Source organism: Bacillus sp. 41-22 (assembly GCF_025809295.1).
GTDB lineage: Bacteria > Bacillota > Bacilli > Bacillales > Bacillaceae_G > Bacillus_A > Bacillus_A mycoides.
This window is the reverse complement of record NZ_CP084035.1, coordinates 1,343,007-1,356,369: the sequence shown is the minus strand read 5'-3', so window position 1 is coordinate 1,356,369 and position 13,363 is coordinate 1,343,007. Positions and strand designations below refer to the sequence as shown.

Here is a 13,363-nt window from a genome sequence, read left to right as displayed (position 1 = left end):
TACACTATTCCATTTTGCATAAAACGAAATGTTAATCATTTCTGCTACCGCCTTCACCACTCGGGACTTGAATCCTAGAGAATATGCACATGCTGAGCGCACACAAAAAGGAGAAGTCTATGTGACCTTCTCCTTTTTTAGGAATAAGAGATGATATCAGCCGCTATCCCTTTTTCACTAACAATTTTTTGATATTTACGACTCACTGAAGATTGGCTGATTCCAAGAGCTTTTGCAGCCTTAGTCGTTGTTTTATACTGCTTCATTGCAAGTAAAATCAATTGTTCTTCTACAGAATGTAGCGCTTCTTGTAATGGTAATACTCTTGTAATAACTGGTTTTGATTTTTTAAAGTCATAACCAGTTGTTAAAAACTTACTAACAAACTCCGCTTCAATTACTGGATCGTCTGCTGATACTACTAAACGTTCAATCATATTTTGTAATTCACGTACATTTCCTGGCCATGAGTAAAACTCTAGTAAGCTAAGCGCATCTGGAGTTAAATGATAATTTTTATTATATTTTTCATTTAACTGTTGCAAGAAATGAAAGGCAAGTACCGGAACATCTTCCATTCGCTCTCGTAGAGGAGGCACTCGCAACGGAATTACATTTAGCCGATAAAACAAATCTTCACGGAATGTTCCAGATTCCACCATCTTTTCAAGACTCTTATTTGTAGCAGCAATAATTTGTACATTTATTTTCGTAGGGATTGTACTTCCAATAGGAATTACTTCTTGTTCCTGTAGGACTCTAAGCAATTTCACTTGCAAATGTAAAGGCATTTCTCCAATTTCATCTAAAAATAAAATACCTTGATCCGCCCGCTTAAAATATCCTTCTTTTCCATTTTTATCGGCTCCTGTAAAAGCACCTTTCGTATAACCAAATAGTTCACTTTCTAACAAAGTTTCTGGAATTGCACCACAATTTAATTTTAAAAATGGCTTTGAAGATCGGTTTCCAAGTTGATGAATTGCCTGAGCAATTACTTCTTTTCCGACGCCAGATTCTCCAGAAATAAGAACATTGGAAGAAAAATCTGCTATTTTTTTAGCTTGGTTAATAATTTGCTCCATTTTCGGACTACAGTAAATAAGCTTCTTAAGAAAACGATCTTTATTTTTAAAGTCATCTAACTCCTTCTTATATTGCTCTGATATCTTCTTTATTTCATGTAATTCCGTCTTCAATCTCGTTGCTTCGGTAATATCCCTGGAGGCAATAATAATACGATGAAGCTCTCCGTTTTCATTAAATACAGGGTTTCCAACTGCTAATATTTTTCTTCCGCTTTTTGTTTCTTGTACAACTGATACCTTTTTTTGTTTTTCCAACACTAATCGCGTAACCGATGGACTAAATAATCCTTTCTTTTCTAGGTCTAAAAGATTTTTTCCTAACAAGTCCTTCAAATTACTCCCCCAAAAATCATTGATAACAGTTTCACTATAACGAATTAATTCCCCTTTATGATTAACAACTAATATTTCATCATAAATGCTAGACAAAATTGCATGTAAATCTTTATTTAAATCCTTTATATATTCAATTTCCATCGCCATGTCCTCGACCATCGGCAAATCTTGCACAATAATAACCATTCCTTCAATACTTTGATCAAAGTTTGGAATCGGACTATAGTCAACTAATACACCCATCTCATTTGTGATTTGTAATTGATTCAAAATCGTTTTTCCCTTTGTAAATACGTTATTAATGTGTTCTCCATTAAAAATCAGTTCTGCTGGTACATTCATAACTTTTTCAGGAGTCGATTTAATCATCTTCAAACCAGATTCATTACAATTTACAATTTTCTTTTCTCGATCTACTACAAAAATCCCCATTGGAATAGACGTTAAAATAATTTTCAATATATCAACACTCTGATTTTCTTGTTTAAATAGTTCTGCAAAAACATCCTCTCTTCTTATATATCCTGTTAGCTCATCCACTTCATTTTTTACTATGGCAATCGGCGCTCCAATAATTTGAAAAAGAGCTGTTAAAGAAATATCTTTACTAAGATGACATATTGTATCTAGTGAAACAGCATTTGAAAGTAATAGCTTAGAAGTTAATTCCTTACTATTTGATAGCAGATCCTTCACATGAACGTATGCAAATAATTTCTCTCCTCTTTTTAAAAATAGAAACGATTCTTTTATATTTTTAACATCTATATGCCATTCCTTTTCAGATTGATCGATAGGTAGAGAAACTATGGGTCTAATTTTTGTATGAGCGATGGAAAACATTCTGCTATTCCTCCTTTGAACTATTTAATTTGTATTGTATCATTAAATACAGATTTTTTTAATTAATCTGAAAATAAAACATTTCTTTCTTTATTTAATAAAAAAAGGAAGATGAGTGCCTCCATCTTCCTCATAGTTCTATCATTAATCACTACCACTAACGAAAAGATCTTCTTGAATATAAGCTAATACCATACCTGGAATTACTTTATCTCCCGCTTCTACTTCTAAAGATTGAACTTCTCCACTACATCCCATCTTAATTACTTCCAGTTTACCATTCATATCTTTAATAGCGAATAATGGCTCCCATTCATAAATTCGAGAATCCTTATCGATAGACACTTTTTCAATTATTCCATAACACGGACTCGTAATAATATCATAATACATAATCAATCATCCCTTTCTTTTATTCTATTAATATTGTTCTTCTAACCTTTGTGACTGAAGAATCATATAGAAAAAGCTTTGAAACTCTTCTATATCTTCTACCTCAATTCCTAGCCTTGTTGCCCAATATTGTTCCTCTCCAATATCTTCTTGGCTTAATAAAACCATTCTCCCATTTTGAATTGAGGTAACCATTGCTTTTCCAAGAAACTGTTGCGAATACGTAACAGCTATATCGTAACGATGACTATTCGACACAATACAGTAATAACCGATTTGTTGTCTCTCCACTTCTTCTAATAAAATATCCAGTTTCATTTTAGCCCTCCCTTTAGGTTAAAAATGCAACCAACCTCTTAGGCGCGATGCTTCTACAATCTTGCGAACCCCTTCCATATAGGCAGCAATTTTCATATTTACTCCAAAGCGTTTAGAAGTATCAAGTACGTTAGAAAAACTAGATGTAATTTTCTCCTTTAAACATTGATCAACATATTGCTCCGTCCAGTAATATCCTTGGTTATTTTGACACCATTCAAAATATGAAACAATCACGCCACCAGAGTTTGCTAAAATATCTGGAACAACCAAAATTCCCTTTTCTTCTAACATGGTTATCGCCTCTTTTGTTGTTGGTCCATTTGCAGCCTCAATGATAATCTTACATCCAAGCTTTCCTGCATTATGTTTTGTAATGACTCCTCCAATTGCCGCCGGAATGAGTACATCACATTCTTTTTCTAACAACTCCTGATTAGAAATTGTTTTACTAAAGAGATTCGATACTACACCGAAAGAATCTCTGTTTTCTAGTAAATAAGGAACATCTAGACCGTCTGGATTATAAATTCCTCCTATAGCATCTGATACCCCGACTACTTTCACACCAATATCATATAAATATTTTGCCAAATAACCTCCAACATTCCCAAACCCTTGAATAATAACTCGCATATTTTGTAGCGGAATTTGTTTTAACTCACTTACTAACTGAAGTGTATACAATACACCTTTAGACGTTGCTGTTTCCCGCCCTTGTGATCCTCCTAGCATTAATGGCTTCCCGGTTATAAAGCCTGGAGAGTCAAACTCCCTGATATGGTCATATTCATCTAGCATCCAAGCCATAATTTGCGCATTTGTATACATATCAGGTGCTGGAATATCTTTCGTCGGCCCCACAATTTGACTTACTGCTCTTACATACCCACGACTCAGTAACTCTAGTTCTCTAAAACTCAACTCCTGTGGATTACAAATAATCCCGCCCTTTGCGCCTCCATATGGCAGTCCTGTCACTCCACATTTCAAGCTCATCCAGCCAGCAAGTGCTTTTACTTCTTCTGCCGTAACATCTGGATGAAATCTAATACCACCTTTTGTTGGCCCTGCTGCGTCGTTATGCTGAGCACGATACCCTTGAAATACCTTTGTTGTTCCATCATCCATTCGAACAGGAATGCTTACTTCTAAAAAACGCATTGGTTTTTTCAGAAATTCGAATACTTCGTCTGGATAACTTAAAAAATGAAGCGCCTCTTTTAATATAGCTTGAAATTCCTCTAAAGGATTTTCAACTTCAACTGTATTTGTATGTTTTTCTGATTGAATCGGCACGATAACACCCCTCTTTATACTTTTACTAATTGTACAAAGCAATAATCGTGCCAAGTGAAAATACTACGTTAATCATATCGTGTCATCCCCTTTACTTATGAATCTTTGAGTGACTTATGCAATGCTGCATGATTATCAAATATAAAAAAAGACATCGGAACTTATCCGATGCCTTTTTCTTTTTATATTTCCTGTGCTTCTTCAAAATGCATTTGCGGAGGAGCTGAACGGAACATATTTGTAACATATAGAAGGTAACCAATTCCAATAGCAGCCCAGCAAAGTCCCAAAATAAGTGAATGGATATTGAGATTAAACCATAGTACGGCTACAGTAGCAGCACCCAAAATAGGCATAACTAAGTAATTTAAGAAATCTTTTATCGTCTTATATCTTTTTTTCTTGATTATATAGTAAGAAATTACAGACAAATTAACAAATGTAAATGCAATAAGCGCTCCAAAGTTAATAAGAGATGCTGCTGTTTCTAAATCAATGAATATAGCGAAGAGCGAAATAATTCCTACAAAAATAATATTATATACTGGGGTTCTCCAGCGAGGATGAATGTATCCGAATATTTTCTTCGGAATTACATTATCTCGCCCCATTACGTATAATAACCTGGATACACTTGTATGAGAAGCTAAACCAGACGCAAGTGTCCCCATAAGGGTTCCTACTAAAAAGAAAGCTTGAAATAATTTCCCGCCAACATATAGCGCAATTTCTGGGGATGCTGATTCTTGATTTTTAAATACAGATGTATCTGGAAAAATAGATTGTGTAAAATACGTTGTAGTAATGAATAAAACTCCGCCGATTAAAGCAGTAAGAAAAATAGCTCGAGGAATTGTTTTTTTGGCGTTTGGTGTCTCTTCTGAAAATGTAGTTACTGCATCAAAACCTAAAAATGAGAAACAAAGAATTGTTGCACCTGCAACTAACGGTGATATTTGTATATCTGATTGAAAAAACGGCTGAATGGAAAAAACTTCTCCTGTTCCCTCTCCCGCTAATAAGCCTTTTATAACTAGAAAAACAAATACGGCCATTACTAACACTTGAAATATTACTAAGAACGTATTGAAATTAGCAGTAACATTTACGCTAATCATATTTATTAATGTAACCAGGAGAACAAAGCCAATGACCCATACCCAACTAGGAACACTTGGGAAAAATGCTGACATATAAATTCTCGTTAATAGTGCGTTCACCATTGGTAGAAACAAATAATCCAATAACGCGGACCATCCAACAAGAAACCCAAGCCTTGCACTAATTGTCTTCTGTGTATACGTATAAGCAGATCCTGCGGTAGGAAAAGCCTTTACCATTTTTCCGTAGCTTGCAGCGGTAAACAACATCCCCGCTAATGCAATAAGATAAGCTCCTGGAACATGACCACCCGTTTTTTCAGAAACGATTCCAAATGTGTCAAACCCAACCATCGGTGTCATATACCCGACCCCTAGCATAACAATTGACCAAAGCCCTAATGAACGTTTTAAACCAACTACTTTCCCCACCTATCATTCCTCCTACTTTCTCTATCTAATTTCCATTTAAAAATCGACAATCAAAAGGAAGCGTTTTCAAATAACCATATATCACACCGAGTACTACCTCCCTTTTTGTTGCTTTTTAAATATTCATGCAATTTTCAAGCCAAAATTTCTAGAGTTTAAAAATTCAATATTAAAAAGAACGTATAGGTGGAATTAGACCTCATTTCTTCTCATTTTTTATTCATTTTGACATAAATTATTCAATCTCTCATACGACTAAATATGAAAATAAAACCTTAATCCGTGTTTTTTCTTGATTCCCACTTCCTCAAAAATTGGGCTTTTACAAGATTAAAATATTTCCATGAAATAATAACATTATGTAAACTATTCATAGCAAAAAAGCTGTCTTTTCTATAAAGACAGCTTTTTCTATAACACTATATTAAAAATTGAATACGAAGTCATCGTCTGCTAACTTTTCAACATTCGTTGCTTTTACGTAACCATTTCCTTTTACAGAGAAGAAGTCATGGTTTTTCGTATCTGTACGTAAACCATTTAAAACGATTGGGTTAATTTCTTCTTCCTCAAACTTCGGCTCAAGTCCTAAGTTCATAAGTCCTTTATTCGCATTGTAACGAACGAAACGATTTACATCCTCTACAAGACCGATAGAAGTGTAAATTTCTTCTGTATATGCCAATTCAATTTCATACAGTTCCATTAATAACTCTTGCGTTTCCGTTTGTACTTCTTGTTGCTCTTCTGCAGAAAGTTCTGTGAAGATTTGTTGTGCTAAAATACCAACGAATACGCCGTGAATTGACTCGTCACGAATTATTAGGTTAATAATCTCACCACTTGCCGTCAATTTACCTTGACCCGCTAAGTAAAGTGGATAGAAGAATCCACTATAGAATAAGTAACTTTCTAAGAACACACTTGCTACCATTGCCATGTATAACTCTTTTTTCGTTACTTCAGGCTTTAATAAGCGACGATAGTAACTAGTAACAATACCAGCTTTTTTCTCAAGTAATGGATGGTTATCTACCCATTCAAAAATATCATCAATTTCTTCTTCAGTAGCTAATGTTGTGAAAATATGACTGTAACTCTTCGCATGTACTTCTTCCATAGCGCCCATGAAAGCTAATACACTTTTCGCTTGTAAATTTTCAAGATGAACAAGTACAAGAGGCATCCCTTCGCCACCTTGTTTCGTATCTAAAAGTGTTAAACCACCTAATACACGCTTATAAGCAATTTGCTCTTCTTTTGATAATTGTGCCCAAGTATTTTTGTCAGAAGATACTGCGATTTCTTCTTCTGTCCAAAACTGAGCGATGTTTTGCTTCCAAAACATTAAACTAAAATCATCTTCTTTTTTGTTCCAGTTTACCGCACGCATTAAATCGCCCCTTCTCTAAATAAACATAAAAAATTGATAACTAAGCATGAGCAGGGTTCAGAAAAACCCTGCTCATAATGTCTCACTTTTTATATTAAACGGTACAAGCCACGCACTCTTCCACGCTTAATTTACGTGTTCTCGTATAATAAAGACTCTTCAAGCCTTTTTTATGTGCATAAATGTAGTAACGTGCTAACTCACGTGTTGAAATATCACTATTAACATAAAGAATTGTACTAATTCCTTGGTCAATATGTTCTTGAACTTCTGCGATTAAATCAATTAATTTAAACTGATTCATATCATAAGAAGATTTATAGTACCAAAACGTATCTTTTGATAAATACGGCATTGGATAATATGTTGTCGCATTCGCATACGTTCTTGATTCAATTTGACTTACGATTGGCATTACGCTTGAAGTTGCATTTTGAACGTAACTGATCGATTGTGTCGGAGCGATTGCAAGACGATATGAGTTGTATAAACCATTCTTCTGTACTTGCTCTTTTAAACTTGTCCAATCTTCTTTTGTTGGAATATGAATTCCTTCAAATAATTGCTGAATTTTTTCAGTTACTGGGCTGTAATCTGTCGTTTCATACTTTTCAAAGTATGTGCCGTTTGCATAATCAGACTTATCGAAGTCTTTAAATGTTTCGCCTTTTTCTTTAGCGATCTCCATACTTTTCTCAATCGAGTAGTAATTTAACATCATAAAGAATGTACGAGCGAATTCTTTCGCTTCAGCACTTTCATAAGCGATTTTATTTTTTGCTAAATATCCATGTAAGTTCATTGCTCCAAGTCCAACTGAATGAAGCTCATCATTTGCTTTTTTCACAGTTGGGGCATTCGGAATGATCGTCATATCAGAAACAGCTGTTAAAGCTTCCATTCCCGCATGAACTGCTTCACGAATTTCTTTATTTTCCATTACGTTTACGATATTTAACGATCCTAAGTTACAGTTAATATCACGGCGGATAATGTCTTCTGTACCGTAATCATTTATTTCAGAAGTTTCTTGTAGCTGGAAGATTTCTGTACATAAGTTCGACATCTTCACAGTTCCAATATCCTTCAGTGGATGCTGGTTATTTGCATTTGATTTAAACATTAAGTATGGGTAACCAGACTCAAGCTGAATCATAGCAATTTTAATCAGCATATCACGCGCACTAATATCTAATGGCTTCTTCTTCACTTTCGGATTGCTCATTAATTCATCGTACATTTCGTCGATATCTATATCATCTAAATGTTTTCCGTACTCTTTAAATACTGTATAAGGCGCGAAAACATGGAAAGGTTCGTTTTTCTCAGCAAGCTCAAAGAACTTACTTGGAACGATAATTCCGATTGATAGAGACTGAATACGGCTCTTCTCATCGGCATTTATTTTTTTGGTATCAAGGAATTCAATAATATCCCAATGGAAAATGTTTAAGTATACTGCACCTGCACCTTTTCGTTGCATATTGTTACTCCATATCGTCAAAACGTATGGGGGATAGTCATTTCTGCTATCCTCTCTATATCGCTATAGAGTTCAGACCATATCTTCTTCTCGCCAAATTCTTCATTTAACCATTTATCATATGTTTGATGCACATGAATATGGCATAAACTATAATAACTGTATACACCCTTTGAATTTGGTTGTTTTGAGAAGCCAGGTTCGAGCTACTTAGTCACCTACATAGCCACTTGGTCGTTGAACCTTCTCCTTATCTAATAAATTTAGGAGCTCGGCTGCTGATTTCCTGCAATCTTGGATTTTCAGGGTTCGCTACGTAATTTCTTCGTAGTATCCTACCTTGATATACTCAGGCGTTCCAGCAATTGACCTGGTTTTATAGTTGAGCCATAAAGTTAACCCAACTGATTCGCATACGAAAACGAATCTTCAAGTAATTTCATAACAGGTACTACACCACTTGCGGCGTTATCAATACCTTTAATTTGCTCACCACGTGCGCGTAGCTTAGATAAGTTTAAAGCTACTCCACCACCGATTTTCGATAATTGCATTGCAGTATTAATGTTAAAGCCGATTGAATTTAAGCTATCATCCATCTCTAACAAGAAACAAGACACCATTTCTCCTCTTCTGCTTCTTCCCGCATTTAAAAAGGTTGGTGTCGCTGGTTGGTAGTTTTGTTTTACAATCATGCTTGCGAAGTGTTTTGCCTTCGCAACATCACCGCGTCCTAAGTATAATGACACAATTGCTACACGATCTTCATAGCTTTCTAAGTATTGTTTTTGATCATTCGTTTTTAACGCATAATCTTTATAGAACTTAGATGCTGCCATATAAGATTGGAACTCGAAGTTTTCACCATAAGCGATGTTATAAACTCCTTCTACTTCCTCCAAGCTATACTCGTCCAGAACGTTGTAATAGTAATCATGTTCTTTCATATACTCCATTCGCTCTGCCACGCTATTAAAATGAACGGTATTCTCTCTAGCTTCTTCCATAAAGACTTCTAACGCCTCTTTATCTTTATGAAGCTGATAAAAACCGTCCTGCATTTGCGTGATTTCATTATTCAGTTCAATGTGTCGCAATCTCCCGCACCCTTTCTTTAAAATATTCTACATCATTATTTGTTCCAGATAACTCAAATTTTGATACAATAGGCACTTCATATTTAGTAGAGATTTTGTCAGCACTTGCACCAAACATGTCTCCCCAATTACGATTGCCACTTGCAGATACGCCTTTTAATTTTTCATTATTGCGTTCTAAAAAGTCTAAAACACGTTCCGGTACATTTCCAAAACCTGTTGTATACGTAATAAGAATAAAGTCTTCATCTAATACTAGAGCTTCATCAATTTGAACGGCCGGCATATTTAATTTGTGAATGAAACGCTTCACGTTTCCTGTCATAGAATCATATGCAACTAACATTTCCGACCCTCCCTCTCCAATCTATATTCTCTGTATGTCGTTTCTTGATTTCTCTATATATTGTATTACGTTTCAAAATAAGACACAAGATATATGTATAAATTCTTTCTTTTTTTAACTTTTACTTTTCGACATGACCGTCGATTTTTTTCAATACAAAGACTATGAAACAACATTCTAAAACTCATGTCAATAAAGTGCTTTTCAAAAAAGTTGTCAACGAATTTAACCTTATTTTTAAAAAAGTTACCAATATTTTTTGTCATAAAACAGTAAATGCTGGAGTAATATATTTCTCCAGCATCACGCAAAAAAGAACAGATATTAAACGATAATCTGTTCTAACAAACGATTACATTTATCAATTTTACTTTATTAAATATTATACATATTCTTTCGTTCCTCGTTACATACTAAAAGATAACTATTATAGAAAAAGATTATTATTATGGAACTTCAATTTATTTATGAAAAAAATTATTCAGGGTGCTCAATACGCAAAATATCTCTTACAAATATATGATGTGGATTCTCATCTTTATCGAGCATTGTACATACAGGAGCTTCTTCATCAAAGTATACGATCATTCCTTCTACGTACTGATATGTATGTTGAACTTGTACCGTTACTTTAATTTCTACTGCTTGTTCATACGCCCTTTTTATTTTCTGAAGCATTTTTGCTGAACATTTTCGTTTCTCTGGATACATAACCATTCCCATAAACCTATTCCCAGCTCTATCTTTCCACATATAATCCCAATGTGGCAATATGCCTTGTTTAAAATCCCCCATAATTCTCCTCTCCTTTATCTTCTATTTATGAACGTGGTGTTTCTGAATATGTATAAATTACCTGTCCACCGCGCTGTGCGTTCCCGATAATATGTTTAAAATCTTCTCGATTTACAACAACTTCTCTGAACGTATAAAATACATCTTTCGTCGCAACATACTCCTTTATTTCATCATTTTTCAGCTGATCCAAAATTGTATTTGCTAATTGTTTATCCATGTATTTCACCTCTCTGCAATATTTTATTCTATCGCATCTTCTATAGGTCGACAACGGTAAAATTATCCCGTTACTATTATGTAATTCACTTTCATTATTTTTATATCTATATCACTTTATTATATTCGCACTAAATATCATATACTAACATAGCTACTTCTCTATATCAAACTTTTTGATACCCTGTATAACAAAGTTCCAAATCACTGTTTGATATTTTATTTTATGCTACAATATACATTTAGAACTAGGAGGGATACTATGATTCGGAAAGCAAAAAAGACAGATGCGGTAGAAGTAGCACCTTTATTGTATAACGCTCTGCACGAAATTGCTGAAAAAATCACAGGTAGCACAGTTGAAGCAAAAGTAATACTAGGACTTGAAACATGGTTCGTAAAAGAAAATAATCGATTGAGCTATGAAAACTGTTTAGTGGCTGAACAAGGTGGAAAGGTAGTTGGGGTTATTGTCGTTTATCACGGTAGTGACGCTGAACAACTTGATGCACCAATCATACACTACTTAAGAGAACTACATGAAGACGAATCCATTACGTTAGAAAAAGAAGCTGAACTTGATGAGTATTATATTGACACGTTGTCAGTTTCAAGTATGTACAGTGGACGTGGTATTGGCTCTAAATTAATCGATGCAGCTGAACTTCATGCAACTGAAAAAGGGCATGAAAAAATCGCCTTACTTGTTAATTTAGAAAACAAACGCGCTTTTTCACTATATGAAAAACTTGGTTACAAAGAAGATAAAACCGTTATGCTCGTCGGTGAATCGTATGCCCATCTAATAAAACCATTACGGTCATTGGTTTCTATATCTTAAAAGGACAATTCTTTTTTACTTGTTATGTAGAGAAAGAGGCTGCCAAAGGGACAGCCTCTTTTAAATTAATTTTGTATTTAATACATTTCCATCCATCGCCTCATGAAATGTATACGTTGTACATCCCCATGGCTTCCTATGAAAAATAGGCGAACCAGACCACCCCATTGCCCTCAGTTCAGTCCCAATCATCGCATTAAAATAACTATGACCTACAAGGGCAATATGTCCATGTACGAGCGCATAGCGGTGCAACATATTAGCGGCTTGCCTTGCTCTTTCTCGTACTTCCTTATAAGACTCAACCTCTTTACTATAACCAACTATCCATCGTGTACGTCCAATAAACATCCATACATTCGGTTTACATTTCAACCATTTTGGAGCATAAAAACTCGTTGGAACTTCCGCTTCCCTAAAAAGAGGATTTTGCACAAAAGATAGGGAATCCAATAACTCAGCCGCTGACTGTACAGCGCGCCTTTGATCACTCGTTACAACCAGTTTCGCTGATTCAATCGCCTCAATTGTTTCAATTGGTATAGGAGTTTCTTTTACTGTAGTCCCTAAATCATATTGCTTCATCCATTCACGAAATAAAATAATTGTCATTGGCTCTATAGTACTGTCCAAACGACCATGACGAATAAAAGAAATTCGCATTCTTTCCACTCCCCATTCATCACTTACGAACTATATTACGTACTATTTCTTCTTGCCATCATACCATGCATAAAAAGAAAGTTATATATCCCCACCACTATCATGTGTTATCGAGTTGTGCACACCATCCAGTCCATCAAAATATGTAGTTGTTTCATGATGACGCACTTTCTTCAACTGTATATATGAAAATAAAAATAATAAAATCGCTATAAAGCTCCCCACAATTTCAAACATCATTTTCCAGCCCCTAATTTCTCCCACTTTAGTAGGTCATTGTATCTTTTATTATACTCCCGTATAAAGATGTATGCATTTTCATCATTCTTCTCCTAAACAATATTTTTTACATATTTTCTTACAAAAAGTGAATATTTTTCGAATTTTTACTTTGGAAACATTTACAAAGTAGTAAATATAGTTCAAAATAAGAAGAAATAAAAAAGCCCAAATTATTCTTTTTTTGGGAAAACTGGAACAAGGAGAGTTGCTTATGCAGATCGCAGAAACTGGAGATATCATTGAATTTAAAGGTGGAATGCAAGGCCGTGTTCAAAAGGTAAATCAAAACTCCGTTATTGTTGATATAACAATTATGGAGAATTTTAGAGAACTAGATATGGAACCTCTTACAGTTGTAAGCCATAAAAACTATACTGTCATTAATCAACATGCATAATATAATAGAAAGAAAGGATCTGTATATCATACAGATCC

Annotated in this window: 13 protein-coding genes and 2 pseudogenes; 2 read left to right on the top strand and 13 right to left on the bottom strand. The window is 34.7% G+C overall.

The genetic code is table 11. The annotated features are described in order from the left end of the window. Positions 1–137 precede the first annotated feature (137 nt). The 11 genes and pseudogenes from LCF45_RS06900 to LCF45_RS06850 form a co-directional block, all read right to left on the bottom strand. On the bottom strand, positions 138–2,267 hold the full coding sequence (locus LCF45_RS06900) for a sigma 54-interacting transcriptional regulator (protein ID WP_002186350.1): 2,130 nt from the start codon (positions 2,265–2,267) through the stop codon (positions 138–140). A 144-nt stretch (positions 2,268–2,411) separates the two neighbouring features. Next, on the bottom strand, positions 2,412–2,660 hold the full coding sequence (locus LCF45_RS06895) for a biotin/lipoyl attachment domain-containing protein (RefSeq protein WP_002011502.1): 249 nt from the start codon (positions 2,658–2,660) through the stop codon (positions 2,412–2,414). A gap of 27 nt (positions 2,661–2,687) precedes the next feature. Further along, on the bottom strand, positions 2,688–2,978 hold the full coding sequence (locus LCF45_RS06890; RefSeq protein ID WP_000762559.1) for an SAV0927 family protein: 291 nt from the start codon (positions 2,976–2,978) through the stop codon (positions 2,688–2,690). An 18-nt stretch (positions 2,979–2,996) separates the two neighbouring features. After that, the gene (locus LCF45_RS06885; RefSeq protein WP_002126199.1) at positions 2,997–4,277 is read right to left on the bottom strand and encodes a Glu/Leu/Phe/Val family dehydrogenase; all 1,281 of its coding nucleotides are present in this window, start codon (positions 4,275–4,277) and stop codon (positions 2,997–2,999) included. 182 nt (positions 4,278–4,459) lie between these two features. Next, a complete protein-coding gene (locus LCF45_RS06880; protein WP_002126196.1) occupies positions 4,460–5,809 on the bottom strand; it encodes an APC family permease in 1,350 nt (449 codons plus the stop codon). A gap of 424 nt (positions 5,810–6,233) precedes the next feature. Next, complete coding sequence (nrdF, locus tag LCF45_RS06875) at positions 6,234–7,202, bottom strand: class 1b ribonucleoside-diphosphate reductase subunit beta (RefSeq protein ID WP_002011508.1); 969 nt, start codon at positions 7,200–7,202, stop codon at positions 6,234–6,236. Positions 7,203–7,296: 94 nt separating this feature from the next. After that, positions 7,297–8,682: pseudogene (locus tag LCF45_RS06870) on the bottom strand (ribonucleoside-diphosphate reductase subunit alpha); the annotation flags it as partial. A gap of 401 nt (positions 8,683–9,083) precedes the next feature. Beyond that, positions 9,084–9,782: pseudogene (locus LCF45_RS06865) on the bottom strand (ribonucleotide reductase N-terminal alpha domain-containing protein); the annotation flags it as partial. Then, positions 9,769–10,128, bottom strand: a complete 360-nt coding sequence (gene nrdI / locus LCF45_RS06860) for a class Ib ribonucleoside-diphosphate reductase assembly flavoprotein NrdI (RefSeq protein ID WP_000959445.1) — start codon at positions 10,126–10,128, stop codon at positions 9,769–9,771. The pseudogene LCF45_RS06865 and the gene nrdI, both read right to left, overlap by 14 nt. A gap of 477 nt (positions 10,129–10,605) precedes the next feature. Further along, the gene (locus LCF45_RS06855; RefSeq protein ID WP_002011512.1) at positions 10,606–10,923 is read right to left on the bottom strand and encodes a hypothetical protein; all 318 of its coding nucleotides are present in this window, start codon (positions 10,921–10,923) and stop codon (positions 10,606–10,608) included. A 25-nt stretch (positions 10,924–10,948) separates the two neighbouring features. Next, positions 10,949–11,143, bottom strand: a complete 195-nt coding sequence (locus LCF45_RS06850) for a hypothetical protein (protein ID WP_002011514.1) — start codon at positions 11,141–11,143, stop codon at positions 10,949–10,951. A gap of 261 nt (positions 11,144–11,404) precedes the next feature. On the opposite strand from LCF45_RS06850, the gene LCF45_RS06845 reads away from it, so the two are divergent. Further along, positions 11,405–11,983, top strand: a complete 579-nt coding sequence (locus tag LCF45_RS06845) for a GNAT family N-acetyltransferase (protein WP_002168839.1) — start codon at positions 11,405–11,407, stop codon at positions 11,981–11,983. Positions 11,984–12,043: 60 nt separating this feature from the next. Here LCF45_RS06845 and LCF45_RS06840 read toward each other — a convergent pair whose 3' ends face one another. Together LCF45_RS06840 and LCF45_RS06835 are read right to left on the bottom strand one after the other, a co-directional pair. After that, on the bottom strand, positions 12,044–12,646 hold the full coding sequence (locus tag LCF45_RS06840; RefSeq protein WP_002126185.1) for a histidine phosphatase family protein: 603 nt from the start codon (positions 12,644–12,646) through the stop codon (positions 12,044–12,046). Positions 12,647–12,727: 81 nt separating this feature from the next. Continuing rightward, on the bottom strand, positions 12,728–12,886 hold the full coding sequence (locus LCF45_RS06835; RefSeq protein WP_002126183.1) for a hypothetical protein: 159 nt from the start codon (positions 12,884–12,886) through the stop codon (positions 12,728–12,730). Positions 12,887–13,139: 253 nt separating this feature from the next. Here LCF45_RS06835 and LCF45_RS06830 point away from each other — a divergent pair, with 253 nt between their 5' ends. Next, complete coding sequence (locus LCF45_RS06830) at positions 13,140–13,325, top strand: YkvS family protein (RefSeq protein ID WP_002064385.1); 186 nt, start codon at positions 13,140–13,142, stop codon at positions 13,323–13,325. Positions 13,326–13,363: the final 38 nt, after the last annotated feature.